This window comes from Sphingomonas yantingensis (assembly GCF_014199325.1).
Lineage (GTDB): Bacteria > Pseudomonadota > Alphaproteobacteria > Sphingomonadales > Sphingomonadaceae > Sphingomonas > Sphingomonas yantingensis.
This window is the reverse complement of record NZ_JACIJJ010000004.1, coordinates 424,298-442,615: the sequence shown is the minus strand read 5'-3', so window position 1 is coordinate 442,615 and position 18,318 is coordinate 424,298. Positions and strand designations below refer to the sequence as shown.

General features: G+C 68.3%; 14 protein-coding genes and 1 tRNA gene. 13 read left to right on the top strand and 2 right to left on the bottom strand.

The genetic code is table 11. The annotated features are described in order from the left end of the window. The first annotated feature begins 92 nt into the window (after positions 1–92). The 3 genes from moaA to FHR19_RS14760 all read left to right on the top strand — a co-directional run bounded on the left by moaA (position 93) and on the right by FHR19_RS14760 (position 2,141). Complete coding sequence (moaA, locus tag FHR19_RS14770) at positions 93–1,091, top strand: GTP 3',8-cyclase MoaA (protein WP_184029894.1); 999 nt, start codon at positions 93–95, stop codon at positions 1,089–1,091. Next, positions 1,088–1,864 carry an NAD kinase gene (locus FHR19_RS14765; protein WP_184029892.1) on the top strand — a complete coding sequence of 259 codons (777 nt, stop codon included), beginning with the start codon at positions 1,088–1,090 and terminating at the stop codon, positions 1,862–1,864. Before moaA ends, FHR19_RS14765 begins: the two co-directional genes overlap by 4 nt. An 88-nt stretch (positions 1,865–1,952) precedes the next feature. Continuing rightward, positions 1,953–2,141 carry a hypothetical protein gene (locus FHR19_RS14760; protein WP_184029889.1) on the top strand — a complete coding sequence of 63 codons (189 nt, stop codon included), beginning with the start codon at positions 1,953–1,955 and terminating at the stop codon, positions 2,139–2,141. A gap of 60 nt (positions 2,142–2,201) precedes the next feature. Here FHR19_RS14760 and FHR19_RS14755 read toward each other — a convergent pair. Continuing rightward, a tRNA-Asn gene (locus tag FHR19_RS14755) sits at positions 2,202–2,276 on the bottom strand. Positions 2,277–2,391: 115 nt separating this feature from the next. After that, complete coding sequence (locus FHR19_RS14750) at positions 2,392–3,207, bottom strand: ferredoxin--NADP reductase (RefSeq protein WP_184029886.1); 816 nt, start codon at positions 3,205–3,207, stop codon at positions 2,392–2,394. Positions 3,208–3,483: 276 nt separating this feature from the next. On the opposite strand from FHR19_RS14750, the gene FHR19_RS14745 reads away from it, so the two are divergent. The 10 genes from FHR19_RS14745 (at position 3,484) to FHR19_RS14700 (ending at position 18,317) form a co-directional block, all read left to right on the top strand. Continuing rightward, complete coding sequence (locus FHR19_RS14745; RefSeq protein ID WP_184029884.1) at positions 3,484–4,701, top strand: efflux RND transporter periplasmic adaptor subunit; 1,218 nt, start codon at positions 3,484–3,486, stop codon at positions 4,699–4,701. A 1-nt stretch (position 4,702) separates the two neighbouring features. Beyond that, a complete protein-coding gene (locus tag FHR19_RS14740; protein WP_184029881.1) occupies positions 4,703–7,894 on the top strand; it encodes an efflux RND transporter permease subunit in 3,192 nt (1,063 codons plus the stop codon). Next, positions 7,891–9,360, top strand: a complete 1,470-nt coding sequence (locus tag FHR19_RS14735; protein ID WP_184029878.1) for an efflux transporter outer membrane subunit — start codon at positions 7,891–7,893, stop codon at positions 9,358–9,360. Before FHR19_RS14740 ends, FHR19_RS14735 begins: the two co-directional genes overlap by 4 nt. A 107-nt stretch (positions 9,361–9,467) precedes the next feature. Then, positions 9,468–10,925, top strand: a complete 1,458-nt coding sequence (gene zwf, locus FHR19_RS14730; RefSeq protein WP_184029875.1) for a glucose-6-phosphate dehydrogenase — start codon at positions 9,468–9,470, stop codon at positions 10,923–10,925. 56 nt (positions 10,926–10,981) lie between these two features. Then, positions 10,982–11,686, top strand: a complete 705-nt coding sequence (gene pgl / locus FHR19_RS14725) for a 6-phosphogluconolactonase (protein WP_184029872.1) — start codon at positions 10,982–10,984, stop codon at positions 11,684–11,686. 23 nt (positions 11,687–11,709) lie between these two features. Next, complete coding sequence (gene edd / locus FHR19_RS14720; RefSeq protein WP_184029870.1) at positions 11,710–13,530, top strand: phosphogluconate dehydratase; 1,821 nt, start codon at positions 11,710–11,712, stop codon at positions 13,528–13,530. A gap of 55 nt (positions 13,531–13,585) precedes the next feature. After that, positions 13,586–14,554 carry a glucokinase gene (gene glk / locus FHR19_RS14715; RefSeq protein ID WP_184029868.1) on the top strand — a complete coding sequence of 323 codons (969 nt, stop codon included), beginning with the start codon at positions 13,586–13,588 and terminating at the stop codon, positions 14,552–14,554. Beyond that, positions 14,551–15,153: a bifunctional 4-hydroxy-2-oxoglutarate aldolase/2-dehydro-3-deoxy-phosphogluconate aldolase gene (gene eda, locus FHR19_RS14710; protein WP_184029865.1), complete on the top strand. Its 603-nt coding sequence runs from the start codon at positions 14,551–14,553 to the stop codon at positions 15,151–15,153. Before glk ends, eda begins: the two co-directional genes overlap by 4 nt. Positions 15,154–15,222: 69 nt before the next feature. Continuing rightward, positions 15,223–16,998: a cation:proton antiporter domain-containing protein gene (locus FHR19_RS14705; protein WP_184029863.1), complete on the top strand. Its 1,776-nt coding sequence runs from the start codon at positions 15,223–15,225 to the stop codon at positions 16,996–16,998. Further along, the gene (locus FHR19_RS14700) at positions 16,995–18,317 is read left to right on the top strand and encodes an APC family permease (protein WP_184029861.1); all 1,323 of its coding nucleotides are present in this window, start codon (positions 16,995–16,997) and stop codon (positions 18,315–18,317) included. The genes FHR19_RS14705 and FHR19_RS14700 overlap by 4 nt, the downstream gene beginning before the upstream one ends. The last annotated feature ends 1 nt before the right edge of the window (position 18,318 follow it).

Below are 18,318 nucleotides of genomic sequence, written 5' to 3'. Positions count from 1 at the left end.
CTTCCCCTCGGAAACAATGTGTAGCGCGGTGGCACTTGCTCGCCAATCCGGGGTTGTTCACAATTCACCCCCGACCTAGGTTATTTCACAGCATGACGATCCAAGCGCCTCTCATCGATCGTCACGGCCGCGCGATCCGGTACCTTCGCGTTTCGGTCACCGACCGCTGCGACCTGCGCTGTCGTTATTGCATGGCCGAGAAGATGACCTTCCTGCCGCGGTCGGCGTTGCTGACGCTCGACGAGATGGCGCTCATCACCGAACGGTTCATCGCGCGCGGCGTCAGCAAGGTGCGGTTGACCGGCGGCGAGCCGCTGGTCCGGCGTGACGCGCTCGATCTTGTCCAGCGGCTCGGCCGGCATGTCGGTGGCGGGCTGGACGAACTGACGATGACCACCAACGGCACGCGCCTGTCCGAGCACGCCCCGGCGCTGTTCGCCGCTGGCGTCCGGCGGATCAACGTCAGCCTCGACAGCCTCGACCCTGCGACCTTCCGACACATCACCCGCCACGGCGACCTTAATCAGGTGCTTGGCGGGATCGCCGCGGCAAAGGCAGCGGGGCTTTCGGTCAAGATCAACGCCGTCGCGCTGGCCGGCCTCAACGATCATGCGCTTGGCGACATGCTGGCTTGGTGCGTGGACGAGGGCCACGACCTGACGCTGATCGAGACGATGCCCGTCGGCAATATCGACGAGGATCGCGCCGATCGATTCGTCCCGCTGACCCGTGTGCTCGAACAGTTGCGGGCGCGATTCGACCTGGCGCCCGACGCCCGCTCGACCGGTGGGCCGGCGCGCTACTGGCGTGTGGCGGGCAGCGAGGTGAGGCTTGGCCTCATCTCGCCGCTGACCGGCAATTTCTGCGCCGGGTGCAACCGCGTGCGGCTGACGACCGAGGGGATGTTGTACACCTGTCTCGGCCACGAGGATTCGGTCGATCTGAAGGCGGCGATCCGGGACGGGGGCCTCGCCGCCGTCGACGCCGCGATCGACGACGCGCTCGCCGCGAAGCCACTGGCGCACGACTTCCGGATCGAGGCGGGCGCCGCGCCCGCGCATTCGCGCCACATGAGCGTCACCGGCGGATGACGTTGTTCCACCGGGCCGCGCTGGTGGCCTCGCCCACGGGTCCTGCGCAGGCGGCGATCGGCGAGCTTCGCGACCGCTACGACTGGGTCGATTTCGAACAGGCGGAGATGCTCGTCGTCCTCGGCGGCGATGGGTTCATGCTTCAGACGCTGCACCTGATGCTGGAGCGGCGGCGGATCGTACCGGCGTTCGGCATGAACCTCGGCACCGTCGGCTTCCTGATGAACGAGTGGCGGCTGAACGGGCTGGAGGAGCGGATCGCCCGCGCGCGGCCGTTTCGCGTGTCGCCGCTCAGCATGACCGCGACGACGATCGACGGCGCCCGCCACGTCATGCCCGCGATCAACGAGGTCTCGCTCCTGCGCGAAACGCGTCAGACCGCCAAACTGCGCGTCGAGGTCAACGATCGCGACGTTCTGCCCGAACTCGTCTGCGACGGGATCCTCGTCGCAACGCCGGCGGGATCGACCGCCTATAATCTGTCCGCCAACGGACCCATCCTGCCGCTCGGCTCGAAGCTCGTTGCGCTGACGCCGATCAGCCCGTTCCGCCCGCGGCGCTGGCGCGGAGCGATCCTGCCGGAGAAGGCCCGCGTCGCATTGACCGTGCTCGAGGCCGAAAAACGGCCGGTCAGCGCGGTTGCCGACCAGCGCGAGGTGCGCGACGTCGCTCGGGTCGAGATCGCGATCGACCATATCCGCGACCTGACGCTGCTGTTTGATCCCGAGCACGCGCTCGACGATCGCATCACGATGGAACAGTTCATCGCCTGAACGCCGCCGTTCTCCGCCGCTTGCGACCGTTTTTCCAATCGGGTTGCCGAACGCTTCGCTACCCCCCGCCACCGGGGGAATAGGGCGAATGACACATCTGATCCTGTTGGGCGTCGGCGCGGCGCTCGTGCTGATGACGCCGGTGATCCTGAAACAGAATGGCCAGCGAAAACGACGGCAGGAGCGTCTGGCCCGCCGCGAACGCAATCGAGAGCTCGACCGCGAGTGGCAGGCGTTCGTGAAGCGTGGCCGCAAGCGGCCGGACGAACGGGGATGAAAGGTAGGGCCGGCTGACGACAGCCGAGCCGGAAGGGGCCGGGCGATACCGGCCGACTGGTGGCTCCCTGAGTAGGATTCGAACCTACGGCCGCTCGATTAACAGTCGAGAGCTCTACCGCTGAGCTATCAGGGATCACCAAGTGCCAAGGGGCGTCCCGCCCGTTGGAAGCGCGCCTATAGCGCCGCCTTTTCGGATCGCGCAAGCGGGGAAAGCAGGTTTTTTTGCTTTCCCCTGCCCGCGCGCCGGATCAACCCACGAACGCGCGCTCGATCACGAAATCGGCGGGCCGTGCGTTCGAGCCCTCTTCGAACCCGATCGATTCGAAGTGCTTGGCGAAATCGTTGATCATCGCGGTCGAGCCGCACAGCATGATCCGGTCCTCGGCCGGGTCGAACTGCGGCGGGCCCTTGATCGGGTCGGCGAACATCTTGCCGTTTTCGATCAGCGCCTGGATGCGGCCCTGGTTCTCGAACGGTTCGCGGGTGCAAGTGGCGAGGTAGTGAAGCTGCTCAGCAGCCTGCTCGCCCACCAGCGGATCCTCGGCGAAGCTCGCCGTCAGTTCTTCGCGGAAGGCGAGATCGCTCACCCGGCGCACCGAATGGACGACGATCACCTGCTCGAACCGCTCATAGGTGTCGGGATCGCGCACGAGGCTGAGGAACGGCGCGAGGCCGGTGCCGGTGGAGAGCAGGAACAGCCGCTTGCCTGGCCGCAGCGCGTCGGTGACCAGCGTGCCGGTCGGCTTGCGACCGAGATAGAGCTCGTCCCCCTCGCCCACCGACTGAAGGCGTGAGGTCAGCGGGCCGTCCTCGACCTTGATCGACAGGAACTCAACTTCCTCGGCCCAGGCGGGACTCGCGATCGAATAGGCGCGCATCAGCGGCTTGCCCTCGACCTCCATGCCCAGCATCACGAATTCGCCCGAGCGGAAGCGGAAGCTTTGCGGACGCTCGACCGCCAGGCTGAACAGATGCTCGTTCCAGTGGCGCACCCAGAGCACCTTTACCGTCTCGAAAGCGGCGTGCGGGGGCTGGACGATCGGCAGGCGGGCGGGGGCGTTCAAGACAATGGCTCCGTGACAGCGGCACGCGTGGACGCGCGCGAGGAATGGCGGCGAAATGATCGCACCCGCCCCGGGTTGCAAGACAGTTTGTCTTTGGCACGGCCTTTCAAGCGCTTCGGACAGGACGCCGGACGGGCTCAAATGCTGCGATGCAAAACTTATGAACGCCTTCGTACAAAAATCTGCCTCCGCATCCTTGCAATCAGATGAACGGCTCCGCACTTAGGGGTCGCCGAAGCGCCGAAAGAGCGCGGCCTGCCGAAAAGGGATACCTCTATGCGCTCCTTCCCCGCTCCTCTCCGCCGGGCCGCCGTCCCCGCCCCTGCCCTGATGCTTCTCGCGCTTGCCGCATGCGGCGGCGGGCAGCCGCAACAGGCGCCGCCGCCGCCCGTCGTGCAGGTCGCGACCCCGATCCAGCGCGAAGTGTACGACTGGGACGAGTATGTCGGTCGGTTCGAGGCGATACAGGACGCCGAAATCCGTCCGCGTGCCTCGGGCACGATCCAGGACGTCCTGTTCAGCGACGGCCAGCGCGTCAGCCAGGGCCAGGCGTTGTTCCAGATCGATCCGCGCCCCTATCGCGCCGCGCTCGCCAGCGCGAAGGCGCAAGTGCTCAAGGCGCAGGCTTCGCTCGCCAATCTGCGTTCGGTCGCCGCGCGATCCGAAGCGCTGCTCAAGGCGCAGGCGGTCAGCCGCGAGGAATATGAGAAGAACGTCGCCGACGTGCGCACCGCCGTCGCCGAGCTCGAGGCTGCGCGCGCGCAGGTGCAGACCGCCGAGCTCAACCTCGGCTTCACCACCGTCCGCTCGCCGATCAGCGGCCGCGTCTCGCGTCGTTCGGTCAGTCGCGGCAATTTCGTTCAGGAGGGGACGACCGTCCTCACCCGCGTCGTCTCGACCGACCCCATCTGGTTCAGCTTCGACGGGGCGGAGTCCTTCTACCTCAAGTACAGCCGCCAGAACGAAGCCGGCGTCCGGGGCTCCTCGCGCAACACCGCCAATCCGGTCGAGGTCCAGCTGGCCGACGAGAGCGGCTATAACTGGCGGGGCCGCATGGACTTCGTCGACAACGCGATCGACCCCAATTCGGGGACGATCCGGGCACACGCGCGCATCGCCAATCCCGACGGCTTCCTGACCCCCGGCATGTTCGGCCGCGCCCGCCTGCTCGGCTCGGGCACGTACCGCGCGATGCTGGTCCCCGACACCGCGATCGTCACCGACCAGGCGCGCAAGATCGTCTACGTCGTCGGCAAGGACGGCAAGGTCGCACCGCGCCCCGTCGTCACCGGCCCGCCGGCCGATGGCCTGCGCGTCATCAAGGAGGGGCTGGCCCCCACCGACCGCGTCGTCGTGCAGGGGCTGACCACGCTCCAGCCCGGCATGCCGGTGCAGGCGAAGCTCACGAAGATCCAGGCGAAGCCCAAGGGCGACACGCCCGCGTCGCAGGCGCTGACCACCCCGCCCGCCGCCGACGCCAGCCAGGCGAACTGACATGCGCTTCCCGCATTTCTTCATCGACCGCCCGATCTTCGCGGCGGTCCTGTCGATCCTGATCCTCGTCTTCGGCATCGTCGCGCTGCCGACGCTGCCGATCACCCAGTATCCCGAGATCGCGCCGCCGACCGTCGTCGTCACCGCCCAGTTCCCCGGCGCGAGCGCGGAGACGCTGGCCGAAACCGTCGCCGCTCCCTTGGAAGAGGCAATCAACGGCGTCGAGAACATGATCTACATGTCCTCTTCCTCGACCGGCGACGGCGCGCTTCAGATCACGGTGACGTTCGCGCAGGGGACCGACGCCGACCAGGCACAGGTGCTGGTGCAGAACCGCGTTGCCTCGGCCGAGCCGCGCCTTCCCGAACAGACGCGCCAGATCGGCGTGACGACGCTCAAGAACTCGCCCGACTTCCTCATGGTCATCATGTTCTCGTCGCCTGACGGGTCGCTGAGCCAGGAATATGTCTCCAACTATGTCGGCACGCAGGTCATCGACCGGCTGGCGCGCGTGCCCGGCGTCGGCAACGCGCAAAGCTTCGGCGGACGCGATTACAATATGCGCGTCTGGATCGACCCCGACCTTGCCGCCGCACGCAACCTGACCGTCGACGAGATCGTCACCGCGATTCGCGGCCAGAATGCGCAGGTCGCGGCGGGTGCCGTCGGTCAGCCGCCCTTCGCCGGTTCGGGCGCCGCCTTCCAGCTTGGCGTGCAGACGGAAGGACGTCTGACCACGCCCGAGCAATTCGGCCAGATCATCGTCAAGCGCGACGCGAACGGCGCGATGACCCGTCTGCGCGACGTGGCGCGCGTCGAGCTCGGGGCCGAGACCTATTCGGTCAACGCCTATCTCAACGGCAAGCCGGTGACGGCGGTCGCGGTCAGTCAGTTGCCCGGCTCGAACGCGCTGTCGGCAGCCGACGCGGTGATCCAAGAGCTCGATCGCGCCAAGGCGTCCTTCCCGCCGGGCCTCGATTATTCGGTGCCCTACAATCCCACCGAATACATCTCGGCGTCGATCGATGCGGTCGTCCACACGCTGATCGAGGCGATCGTGCTGGTCAGCCTCGTCGTGCTGATCTTCCTCCAAAGCTGGCGCGCGGCGATCATCCCGATCATCGCGATCCCGGTGTCGCTGCTCGGCAGCCTCGCGGTGCTGGCCGGCTTCGGCTATTCGCTCAACAACCTCTCGCTGTTCGGCATGGTGCTGGCGATCGGCATCGTCGTCGACGACGCGATCGTCGTCGTAGAGAATGTCGAGCGCCTGATGGAAGAGCGCGGCATGTCCCCGCGCGAGGCCGCGCACGAAACGATGGACGAGGTGGCGGGCGCCCTCATCGCGATCGCGCTCGTCCTGTGCGGCGTGTTCGTGCCGACGATGTTCATTCCGGGCATCTCGGGCGCCTTCTATCAGCAGTTCGCACTGACGATCGTTTCGGCGACCGCCATCTCGGCGATCGTGTCGCTGACGCTGTCGCCCGCGCTCGCCGCGCTGATCCTGAAGCCCAAGGCGCATGATGCCGAGCCCAAGCCCGGCTGGCGCGGCGCGCCCGGCCGGTTCGCGCGCGGTTTCAACCGCGGGTTCGACTGGCTTGCAGACCGGTATGGCCGGTTCACGGCCCGTGCGATCCGGATGCTGGGCGTCATCGCCATTGCCTATATCCTGCTGATCGGCCTGGCCGGCTGGCGCTTCTATGCGACGCCCACCGGCTTCATCCCCTCGCAGGACCAGGGCTATGTCATCACCGCGGCGCAGTTGCCGCCGGGCGCCTCACTCCAACGAACGACCGATGTGATGCTCCGCGCGGACAAGGCGGCGCGCGCGGTACCGGGCACGCTCGACACCGTCATGCTCGTCGGTCTCGACGGCGCCAGCTTCTCGACCGCGCCCAATACCGCGGCGATGTTCGTGACGATGAAGCCGCATGCTGACCGCGCGCCGCTTGAAGCGATCGCCAACCAGCTGCGCGGCGCCTTCGCTCAGTTCAACGAGGGACTGCTGCTCGTCATCCCGCCGCCGCCCGTCCAGGGCATCGGCACCGGCGGCGGGTTCAAGATGATGATCGAGGACCGCGAGAACCGGGGCTACAAGGCGCTCGAGGCGGCGACGTTCGGCATGATGATGAAGGCGAACCAGACGCCCGGCATCGCCAGCGCCTTCACGCTGTTCAACACGCGCACCCCGCGCCTGTTCGCCGACGTGGACCGCGAGCGGGCCGAGCAATTGGGCGTGCCCGTCAGCAACATCTTCTCGACGATGGGCACCTATCTCGGCTCCTCCTACATCAACGACTTCAACTTCCTCGGCCGCACCTTCCGCGTGACGGCACAGGCGGATGCGCCATACCGCGACGAGACCTCCGATATCGGGCGGTTGAAGACGCGGTCGGCCTCGGGCGCGATGGTGCCGCTCGACGCGGTCATGACGGTGCGCGACGACAGCGGTCCGTACCGCGTCGTGCGCTACAACCTCTATCCCTCCGCCGAATTGCAGGGCGATACCGTGCCCGGCTTCTCCTCTGGCCAGACGCTGGCGGCGATGGAGAAGATCGCGGCGGAAACGCTGCCCGAGGGGATGTCGTACGAGTGGACCGAACTCGCCTTCCAGCAGAAGCAGGCGGGTAACACCGGCGTCATCGCCTTCGCGCTGGCAGTGCTGTTCGTCTTCCTGCTCCTCGCGGCGAATTATGAAAGCCTCGTGCTGCCGCTGGCGGTCATCCTGATCGTGCCGATGTGCCTGTTGGCGGCGATGCTGGGCGTCAATCTGATGGGGATGGACAACAACATCCTGACGCAGATCGGTCTGGTCGTGCTGATCGGCCTCGCCGCGAAGAACGCGATCCTGATCGTCGAATTCGCCAAGCAGAACGAGGAAGAGGGACAGGAACTCTACGAGGCGGCACGCCATGCCGCCGCGCAGCGCCTTCGCCCGATCCTGATGACCTCGATCGCGTTCATCCTCGGCGTGCTGCCGCTGGTAATCGGGTCGGGTCCGGGTGCCGAGATGCGGCGCGCGCTGGGCGTCGCGGTGTTCTTCGGGATGATCGGCGTCACCGTGTTCGGCCTCATCTTCACCCCTGCCTTCTACGTCATCAGCAGACGCTTCGGCGACTGGGCCGGCAAGCGATTCAAGCGCAAGCCCAGGACTGCCCCGCCCGCCCCTGCGACCGAACCGGGAGCCCCGGCATGAAGAAACTGGCAAGCCTGACGGCCGCGCTGATGCTCGGCGCCTGCGCGGTCGGTCCGAACTACGAAAAGCCGGCGACGCCGGGCGGGATCAACGCGGAGGGGGCGTTCGTCGAAGGCGCCCGCCTGTCCGCGGTCAACGCCTCCGAGCTGCCGCAGAAATGGTGGCGGCTTTACGACGACCCGAACATCGACCGGCTGGTGGGCGAGGCGCTGGCGCACAATACCGACATCCGCGTCGCCGCCGCCAACCTTCAGCGCGCACGCGCCGTCCTGAACGAGGCGCGCGGCCGTCGGCTGCCGACCACCGACGTGCAGGCGCAGTATACGCGCCAGCGCACCGGATCGAACAGCTTCGGCGCGCAGTTCGGGGGGACGCAGGCGATCCCGTCGTTCGAGACCGATCTGTTCACCGCCGGCTTCAACGCCAATTACGAGCTCGACCTGTTCGGCGGCGTCGGCCGCGCGATCGAGGCGGCGCGCGGCGACGTGCAGGCCGCGGCGGCACAGATCGACGCCGCCCGCGTGTCTGTCGCGGCGGAAACGACGCGCTCCTACGCGCTCGTCTGCTCCAACGCCGCGCAGCTGACCGTCGCGCGGGAGACGGTGCGGCTTCAGGGACAGACGCTGGCACTCACCCGCCGGCTGTTCGATGCCGGCCGCGGTCAGCGCCGCGACGTGGAGCAGGCCGACGCGCTGCTGGCCCAGACCCAGTCGCAGGTGCCGGGGCTGGAGGCGGAACGCCGCGCCGCTCTCTATGCGCTGGCGACGCTGACGGGACGCCCGCCCGCGGAAACCGATGCGGCGGCGGCGCAATGTGCGCGCCTGCCGCAGCTGACACAGTTGATCCCGGTCGGCGACGGCGCCTCGCTGCTTCGCCGCCGACCCGACGTGCGCCAGGCCGAGCGCCAGCTCGCCGCCGACACCGCGCGCGTCGGTGTGGCGACCGCGGCACTCTATCCGCAGATCTCGCTGCTCGGATCGGTCAGCCTCGCTTCGACCACGCTCGACAGTCTGATCGACAAGGACAGCATCAACTTCTCGCTAGGGCCGCTCATCTCGTGGAGTTTCCCCAACCAGACCGCAGCGCGCAGCCGGCTGCGTCAGGCGGAAGCGACGGCGGAGGGCAGCCTCGCCAGCTTCGACGGCACCGTGCTCACCGCGCTGCGCGAGACCGAACAGGCGTTGGCGCGCTATGCGGGCGAACTCGACCGCAACCGCGTCCTGCGCCGCGGCGAGCGGTCGGCGGGCGAGGCGGCGCGGCTGTCGCGCCTCCGCTTTGACCTGGGGCGCGAGAGCTTCCTTCAGCTGATCCAGGCAGAGCGCGACCGCGCCGACACCCGCGCTGCCCGCGCTCAATCCGATGCGGCGCTGGCCGAAGCGCAGATTGCTCTGTTCCGAGCGCTCGGCGGCGGCTGGGAGGACGCGCCCGAGGCGACGCGGCGGGAGCCAGTGAAGCCGCAGGGCTGATCTGCCAAGGCGGGCGGCAAATCGCATAGAATAGCTATGCACGGCTTGCGCCCGCCGCCCCATCCGCTACCCCGCGGCCAACGGTAACGGAACGGAGACGGCACGAGATGCGCGACGCGGTGGGCAAACTGCTGTTGTTCGGTGCCACCGGCGATCTGTCGCAGCGGATGCTGCTGCCCTCGCTCTACGGCCTCCACGCCGATGGCCTGCTTCCGCAAGGCCTGACGATCACCGGCACCGCGCGCTCCGAACAGAGCGACGACGATTTCCGCGACTTCACGCGCAAGGCGCTCGACACCCACCTCGCCGACGACCGCAAGGATGCCGAGGCGATCGAGGGTTTCCTCGCCCGGCTCCAGTATCAGCCGCTCGACGCCTCGACGCTCGAGGGGTTCGATGCGCTCGCCACCAAGATCGGCGACGTGTCGGGCGGGCTCGCCATCTTCCTGTCGACCGCGCCGTGGCTGTTCGGCCCGACGATCAAGGGCCTGCAATCGGCGGGTCTGGCCGGCGAGAACGTGCGCATCGGCCTCGAAAAGCCGCTGGGCAAGGACCTCGCCTCGAGCTGCGAGATCAACGACCTTGTCGCCGCCGCCTTCCCGGAGGAGCGGACGTTCCGCATCGACCATTATCTCGGCAAGGAAACCGTCCAGAACATTCTGGCGCTCCGCTTCGGCAATTCGATGTTCGAGCCGATCTGGAACGCGCGCGGCATCGACCACGTGCAGATCACCATCTCGGAAACCGTGGGGCTTGAGGGGCGCGCGGGCTATTATGACGAGGTCGGGGCGCTGCGCGACATGGTGCAGAATCACATGCTTCAGCTGCTCGCCCTCATCGCGATGGAACCGCCGGCGCGCTTCGACGGCACGTCGATCCGCGACGAGAAGGTGAAGGTCCTCCGATCGCTGCGCCCGATTTCCGCAGACGAAGCCCCGCACTTGACCGTCACCGGCCAGTATGACGCCGGCGCGGTGAAGGGCGAGATCGTGCGCGGCTATGACGAGGAGCTGGGCAAGGATTCGCGGACCGAGACGTTCGTCGCGCTCAAGGCGCATGTCGACAACTGGCGCTGGCAGGGCGTGCCCTTCTACCTGCGCACCGGCAAGCGGATGCCCGAGCGGCGCAGCGAGATCGTCATCCAGTTCAAGCCGGTCCCGCACTCGATCTTCGCCGAGCGCGGCGGGATGCTCCAGCCCAACGTGCTGGCGATCCGGTTGCAGCCGGAGGAATATGTCCGCCTGCTGGTGATGGCCAAGCAGCCCGGCCTCGACCGCGACGGCGTGCGGTTGCGCGAGGTGCCGCTGAACCTCAGCCTCGACACCGAGTTCGCCGGCACCCGCCGCCGCATCGCCTATGAGCGGCTGCTGCTCGACCTGATCGAGGGCGACCCGACTCTCTTCGTCCGCCGCGACGAGGTGGAGGCCCAGTGGCAGTGGATCGACCAGATCCGCGCCGGCTGGGATGCCAATGACGTGAAGCCCAAGGGCTATCAGTCGGGCAGCTGGGGTCCGTCCTCCAGCATCGCCCTGACCGAGCGTGACGGCGTCACCTGGAACGACTGAGCTTTTCTCGGCGTAGCGTATCCGACGCCGACCCGAACACGACCGAAAGAAGTGACATGACCGAGATCGAATGGTGGGATTATGACGACGCGGACGAGCTGGCGGAGGCCGTGGCCGGCGACGTCCAGTTCGTGATCGAAAGCGCGATCGACGCGCGCGGCAGCGCGGTTGTCGCGCTGGCGGGCGGCAAGACCCCCTTCCCCGCCTATGAGAAGCTGGCCAAGGCCAAGCTCGACTGGAAGCGGGTGACGATCGTCCCCACCGACGACCGGCTCGTGCCGATGGGCGATCCGCTGTCGAACGTCACCGCGCTCGGCAAGCTGTTCGTGCCCAAGGGCGCGCGCGTGTTCCCGATCACCAGCGAGGCGGCGAAGGACTACAAGGCCGCGGGCAAGGCCGCCGATGCGCGGCTTCAGGACCTGCACTGGCCGCTCGACCTGTGCCTGCTCGGCGTCGGCGGCGACGGGCATACCGCCTCGATCTTCCCCGGCTCCGATTTCGACGAGGCACTGAACGGGCCGAAGGACCGCCGCGCATTGGGCGTGATGCCCGATCCGCTGCCGCCCGAGGCGCCGGTCGCGCGCGTTTCGCTGACCCGCGCGTCGATCGTCTCGGCCAAGGCGGTGATGATCGCCGTCACCGGCCAGGCAAAGCGCGACGTGATCGAAGCGGCAATCAAGGAAGGCGCCGGGTCGCCCTATCCGATCGGCCGCGTGCTTGCCGACGCCGAACTCCCCGTCGACATCCACTGGGCCGCCTGAAGCCGCCGCAAAGGGCCAGACGCATGACGCTCCACCCCACCATCGCCGCCGTCACCGACCGCATCATCGAGCGGTCGCGGCCCGGCCGCCGCGCCTATCTCGACCTGATCGAGCGCGAGCGCGCCTCGGGCTTCGATCGGCCCAAGCTCGGCTGCGCGAACCTCGCCCATGCCTATGCCGGGACCGACGAGCAGCGCGACCGGCTGAAGTCGGGGCAGGCGATGAACATCGGCATCGTCACCGCGTACAACGACATGTTGTCGGCTCATGCGCCCTATTACCGCTATCCCGAACAGATGAAGGTTTGGGCGCTCGAGGTCGGCGCGACGGCACAGGTCGCGGGCGGCGTACCGGCGATGTGCGACGGCGTGACGCAGGGCTATCAGGGGATGGAGCTGTCGCTGTTCAGCCGCGACACGATCGCGCTGGCCACCGCGATCGCGCTCAGCCACCGGACGTTCGAGGGCGCGGCCCTGCTCGGCATCTGCGACAAGATCGTGCCAGGGCTGCTGATGGGGGCGCTGCGCTTCGGTCACCTGCCGATGGTGCTGATCCCCGGCGGGCCGATGCGCTCGGGCCTTGCCAACAAGGACAAGGCGGCGGTGCGCGAACGCTATGCCGAGGGCAAGGCGACGCGCGAGGAGCTGCTCGACAGCGAGATCGCGGCCTATCACGGCAAGGGCACTTGCACCTTCTACGGCACCGCCAACTCGAACCAGATGATGATGGAGGCGATGGGCCTTCACGTTCCCGGCGCCGCCTTCGCCAATCCGGGCACCAAGCTGCGCCAGGAACTGACGCGCGCCGCGGTTCAGCGGTTGCCTGAGATCGGCTGGGGCACCGAGGATTATCGCCCGATCGGCCATTGCGTCGACGAGCGGGCGGTCGTCAACGCCGCCATCGCCCTGCTAGCGACGGGCGGCTCAACCAACCACCTCATCCACCTTCCCGCCATCGCGCGGGCGGCGGGGATCGTCATCGACTGGGAGGATTTCGATCGCCTATCGAAGGTCGTGCCGCTGCTGACCCGGGTCTATCCCAACGGATCGGCCGACGTGAATGCGTTCGAGGATGCCGGCGGCCCGCCCTTCGTCCTGCGCGAACTGTCGCGCGGCGGGCTGATCCACGACGACATCCTGACGATCGCCGAGGGCGGCTTCGCCCAGTACGGCCGCAAGCCGGACGTGGAGGGCGACGCGCTCATCTGGCGCGACCTGCCCGCCAAGTCTGGCGACGACAGCATCGTCCGCAACGTCGAGACGCCCTTTTCGCCCGAGGGGGGCTTCCGCATCCTCCAGGGCAACCTCGGCCGCGCGTGCATCAAGACGTCGGCAGTCGATCCCGACCGCTGGGTGATCGAGGCCCCGGCGCGCGTTTTCTCCACCCAGCAAGCCGTGCAGGACGCGTTTCAGGCCGGCGAGCTTGACCGCGACGTGGTGGTCGTCGTCCGCTTTCAGGGGCCGCAGGCGAACGGGATGCCCGAGCTTCACAAGCTCACGCCGCCGCTCGGCGTTCTCCAGAACCGCGGCTTTCGCGTCGCGCTCGTCACCGACGGGCGCATGTCGGGTGCGAGCGGTAAGGTGCCCGCGGCGATCCACCTCTCGCCCGAGGGATTCGGCGGCGGCCAGGTCGCGAAGCTGCGCGACGGCGACGTGGTGCGGTTGGATGCTGAGGCCGGGTCACTTCAGGTGCTGGTGGACGAGGCCGAGTGGGCCGCGCGCGAGCCTGCGGCGACGCCGGAGATGGCGGATGGCACCGGCCGCGAGCTGTTCCGCATGATGAACCAGCGCGCCGACGAGGCCGAGAAGGGCGCCAGCGCGATGCTCGCCGCCGCCGGTCTCTGACACCACACGACGAATAGCGCCGGCCAAGCCGGGCACGACGATCTAGGGGAATGTGATGGAAGTCGCCGCAGTCGATATCGGGGGTACGCACGCCCGCTTCGCCATTGCCGAGGTCGAGGACGGGCGCGTCGTCCATATGGGTGAGCCCGTCACGCAGAAGACGGCCGAGCATGGCAGCCTGCAACTGGCATGGCAGGCGTTCTGCGCGACGCTCGGCCGGCCGGCTCCGCGCGCGATCGCGATCGCCGTCGCCTCGCCGATCAATCCCGACCTTATCAAGCTGACCAACAATCCGTGGATCATCCGCCCGCCGCTGATTCGCGAGCGGCTGGAGGTCGACGACTGGACGCTCATCAACGATTTCGGCGCGGTGGGTCATGCGGTCGCGCAGCTGGGCGACGAGCATTTCGTGCACCTTTGCGGACCGGAAAGCGGGTTGCCCGAGAAGGGCTCGATCACCGTCTGCGGCCCGGGCACGGGCCTGGGCGTCGCACAGGTCTTTCGCAGCGGCACCGGCTATCACGTGATCGAGACCGAGGGCGGGCACACCGACTTCGCCCCGCTCGATCATATCGAGGACGCACTGCTGGCCCGTCTGCGCAAGGATTTCACGCGCGTCTCGGTCGAGCGCGTCTGTTCGGGTCCGGGGATCAAGGCGATCTACGAAACGCTGGCCGCGATCGAGAACCGCCCGATCCACCAGCTCGACGACAAGGCGATCTGGACGATGGCGCTCGAGAATACCGATAGCCTTGCCGCCGCCGCGCTCGACCGCTTCTGTTCGGCGCTGGGCTCGGTCGCGGGCGATCTGGCGCTGTGCCATGGGCCCAAGGGCGTGGTGATCGCCGGCGGCCTTGGCCTGCGCCTCAAGGACCATCTGCTCAATTCGGGGTTCGGTCAGCGGTTCATCGCCAAGGGGCGGTTCCAGGGCCTGATGAACTCGATCCCCGTCAAGCTCATCACTTATCCGCAGCCGGGCCTCTACGGCGCCGCCGCCGCCTTTGCGCAGGAGCATACGCAATGACCATCGAAGACATCATGCGCACTAGCCCCGTCATCCCCGTGCTAGTGATCGAGGATGCGGCGACCGCCCGCCCGCTGGCCGAGGCGCTGGTCCGCGGCGGTCTGAAGGTGCTCGAGGTCACGCTGCGCACGCCCGCCGCGCTCGACGCCATTGCCGAGATGAAGAAGGTCGAGGGCGCGATCGTTGGCGCGGGCACCGTCGTGTCGACGCAGCAGTTCGAGCAGGCGATCGCCGCGGGTAGCGAGTTCATCGTCTCCCCTGGCCTGACCGAGCAGCTGGCCGAGCCGATCGTCAATTCGCAGGTTCCCTATCTGCCCGGCGTCGCGACCGCAGGCGACATCATGCGCGGCTATGCGCTGGGCCTGCGCCACTTCAAGTTCTTCCCCGCCGAAACCTCGGGCGGGCTCAAGGCGCTGAAGGCACTGGCGGCCCCGTTCTACGAGGCGAAGTTCTGCCCCACCGGCGGCATCTCCGAAGTGACCGCGCCCGACTGGCTGGCGTTTGACCCGGTACTCTGCGTCGGCGGCAGCTGGGTCACGGGCGGCGCCGTGGCGGATGTCGAGGCGCGCGCGGGCGCGGCGGCACGGCTGGGGCGCTGACGGGAAGATAATGGTCCGAAAGGTGTATTAGCGGCTGACAGCACTGCCCCGCCCCGCTTAGATGGCCCCATGGCGCTAGACATTCGGAACAGCGGGCTTTCCGATGCCCTGGTCATCCTCGGCTCGGCGGGGCTGGTGATCCCCGCCTTTGCGCGGTTCAAGATCAGCCCCGTCATCGGGTTCATCCTCGTCGGCATCCTGGTCGGCCCGAACGCGCTCGGCTCGATGGTCGATCGCTATCCGTGGCTCTATTTCATCACGATCTCGAACACCCACGCAATCGAGCCGTTCGCCGAGTTCGGCATCATCCTGCTGCTCTTTTCGATCGGACTAGAACTGTCGTTCCGGCGCTTATGGGCGATGCGGGTGCAGGTGTTCGGGCTGGGTGCGGCCGAGTTGCTCGGCTCGGGCCTGCTGATCGGCGCGGCGTTGTACCTGATGGGACAGGCATGGGGCGGTGCGCTGGGCCTCGGCCTCGCGCTCGCGCTCTCGTCTACCGCGTTGGTCCTGCCGCTGGCAGGTACCACCAGCGCGATCGGGCGCGGGGCATTCGCGATGCTCCTGTTCGAGGATCTGGCGCTCGTCCCGATCATCTTCATGCTCGGCGCGCTCGCCCCCACTGCCACCGACGAGGGTTGGAACGGCCTGGCCGAGGTGGCGATTGCGGGCTGTATCACCATCGTCGCGCTCTATGTCGCCGGGCGCCTCGTCCTGCCGCGCATGTTCGGACAGGCGGCGCGGACCAAGAGCCCCGAGCTGTTCCTCGCCGCCAGCCTGCTCGTCGTCATCGTCGCCAGCCTCGCCACCGCCGCCGCCGGCCTGTCGCCGATCGTCGGCGCGCTGCTCGCGGGCCTCTTGATCGCCGAGACCGAGTATCATGAGGAAGTCGACGCGATCACCGCGCCGTTCAAGGGCCTTGCGCTGGGCGTGTTCCTGATCTCGGTCGGCATGGCGCTCGATCTGCGGCTGGTCGCGCGATACTGGCCCGAACTGCTGGCGGCGATCGCTGGGGTGATGGCGGTCAAGACGCTCGTCACCATGGTGATCCTCAAGTTGTCCGGCACGCGGCCCGGCGTCGCCGCCGAGACCGGCGTACTGATGGCCAGCCCGTCGGAGACGACGCTGATCGTGCTGGCGGCGGCGGGCGCCGCGGGCCTCATCCAGCCGTCGACCGCAACCTTCTGGACCACCGTCACCGCGATCGGCCTGACGATCACGCCGATCCTCGCCAAGGGCGGCCGACTGGTCGCGCGCCGGATCGAGGCCCGCGCGGGCGTGCCGGCCGAAGCGGTCGACACCGGCGCGGTGGCCTCGAACGGGACCGTGGTCGTGGGCTTCGGCCGTGTGGGCCGCACGATCGCCGACATGCTGCGCGCCCACGACAAGCCCTATCTCGCGATCGAGGCGGATATCGACGTCGTCAACATGGCGCGGGCGGAGGGGTACAGCGTTCAGTTCGGCGACGTCGCACGATCCGACATGGTCGACCGCCTGAACCTCGGCCATGCCAAGGCGTTGGTCATCACGATGGACGATCCGGTGCTGAGCGTCCGCCTGACCCGGCGTGTCCGCGGCTGGGTGCCCAATCTGCCGATCATCGTGCGCGCGCGCGACGCGGGCCACGCCGCCGCCCTGTATCGCGCGGGCGCCACGGACGCGGTGCCCGAGACGCTCGAAAGCTCGCTGCAACTGTCCGAGGCGTTGCTCGTCGACCTCGGCGTCGCGGTGGGGCCGGTGATCGCCTCGATACACGAAAAGCGCGACGAGATGCGCAAGGCGATCAAGGATGCATCCGGGCTCGACCGCGAACCGCGCATCCGCCGCGTCCGCCGGGCAGAGGGTTGAGCGACCCTTCAGGTGACGGTGCGCTCGGTCGGCCGCGACCGACGCTGGGGCTCGTCGACCTGCTCGCGCTGATCGTCGGTATCGTCATCGGCGCGGGCATCTTCCGCACCCCCGCCCTTGTCGCCGGGATGGCGGGCAGCGAGGGCATGGTCGTCGCCGTGTGGGTCGCGGGCGGGCTGCTGTCGATCGTCGGGGCGCTCTGTTATGCCGAGCTTGCCGCGACCTACCCTGATGTCGGCGGCGACTATCACTTCCTCGGGCTCGCCTTCGGGCGGCGGTTGGCGTTTCTATACGGCTGGGCGCGGCTGGCGGTGATCCAGACGGGGTCACTGGCGCTGCTCGCCTATGTCTGCGGCGACTATCTCCAGGCGCTGCTGCCGCTCGGCGCGGTCGGCGCCAGTCTCTGGGCGGCGCAGGCCGTCACCGTCATCACCGCGATCAACTGGCTGGGTGTGCGCGAGGGGGCGGCGGTGCAGCGCTGGCTGACGCTGGCGGAGATCGGCGGGCTGGTCCTGCTGATCGTCGCCGGCTTCGTCGCCGATCGCGTGCCGGCCGCGCCGACGGTCCCCCGCGAGGGATCGGTCGGCCTGATGCTCGTCTATGTCCTGCTCACCTATGGCGGATGGAGCGAGGCGGCGTATCTGTCGGCCGAGGTGCGCGGCAGCAAGCGGCGGATCGCCTGGGTGCTGGTTGCGGGGCTCGGCATCGTCACCGCGCTCTACGTGCTCGCCAACCTCGCGTTTCTTAATGCGCTCGGCCTCGCCGGCGTGGCGCGAAGCGAAGCGGTGGCGGCGGATGTCGCGCGCGCGGCGTTCGGGCCGACCGGCGCGGCGCTGATCGCCGGCGCGGTGGCGATCGCGGCGCTCACCTCCGCCAACGCCACCGCGATTACCGGCGCGCGCACGACCTGCGCGATCGGGCGCGAATATCCGGGGCTGCGGTGGCTGGGGCGCTGGAACGAGCGGCGGGACACGCCGGGCAATGCGCTGCTGGCGCAAGCCGCGATCGCGCTGGCGCTGGTGGCGGCCGGCGCGGTCGCACGCGACGGGTTCGCGCTGGTGGTCGATTACACCGCGCCGGTCTTCTGGCTGTTCCTGCTGCTGACCGGCCTGTCGCTGTTCGTCCTGCGCCGCCGCGATCCGGGAATCGAGCGGCCGTTCCGCGTGCCGCTCTATCCGGTGACACCGGCGCTGTTCTGCGCGACGACGGCGTATCTGCTCTGGTCGAGCCTGGCCTATACCGGCTGGGGCGCGCTGGCGGGTTGCGTAGTGCTTGCGAGCGGGGCGGTGATGCTGGTCTTCCTGAAGCCCGCCAAATAGA

Bases quoted from the DNA above. Each gene is read 5' to 3' on its own strand.
- FHR19_RS14705 (WP_184029863.1), top strand. From the start codon at position 15,223: ATGGCGCTAGACATTCGGAACAGCGGGCTTTCCGATGCCCTGGTCATC.
- FHR19_RS14765 (WP_184029892.1), top strand. From the start codon at position 1,088: ATGACGTTGTTCCACCGGGCCGCGCTGGTGGCCTCGCCCACGGGTCCT.
- zwf (WP_184029875.1), top strand. From the start codon at position 9,468: ATGCGCGACGCGGTGGGCAAACTGCTGTTGTTCGGTGCCACCGGCGAT.
- edd (WP_184029870.1), top strand. From the start codon at position 11,710: ATGACGCTCCACCCCACCATCGCCGCCGTCACCGACCGCATCATCGAG.
- FHR19_RS14740 (WP_184029881.1), top strand. From the start codon at position 4,703: ATGCGCTTCCCGCATTTCTTCATCGACCGCCCGATCTTCGCGGCGGTC.
- FHR19_RS14760 (WP_184029889.1), top strand. From the start codon at position 1,953: ATGACACATCTGATCCTGTTGGGCGTCGGCGCGGCGCTCGTGCTGATG.
- pgl (WP_184029872.1), top strand. From the start codon at position 10,982: ATGACCGAGATCGAATGGTGGGATTATGACGACGCGGACGAGCTGGCG.
- FHR19_RS14735 (WP_184029878.1), top strand. From the start codon at position 7,891: ATGAAGAAACTGGCAAGCCTGACGGCCGCGCTGATGCTCGGCGCCTGC.
- moaA (WP_184029894.1), top strand. From the start codon at position 93: ATGACGATCCAAGCGCCTCTCATCGATCGTCACGGCCGCGCGATCCGG.
- glk (WP_184029868.1), top strand. From the start codon at position 13,586: ATGGAAGTCGCCGCAGTCGATATCGGGGGTACGCACGCCCGCTTCGCC.
- FHR19_RS14745 (WP_184029884.1), top strand. From the start codon at position 3,484: ATGCGCTCCTTCCCCGCTCCTCTCCGCCGGGCCGCCGTCCCCGCCCCT.
- eda (WP_184029865.1), top strand. From the start codon at position 14,551: ATGACCATCGAAGACATCATGCGCACTAGCCCCGTCATCCCCGTGCTA.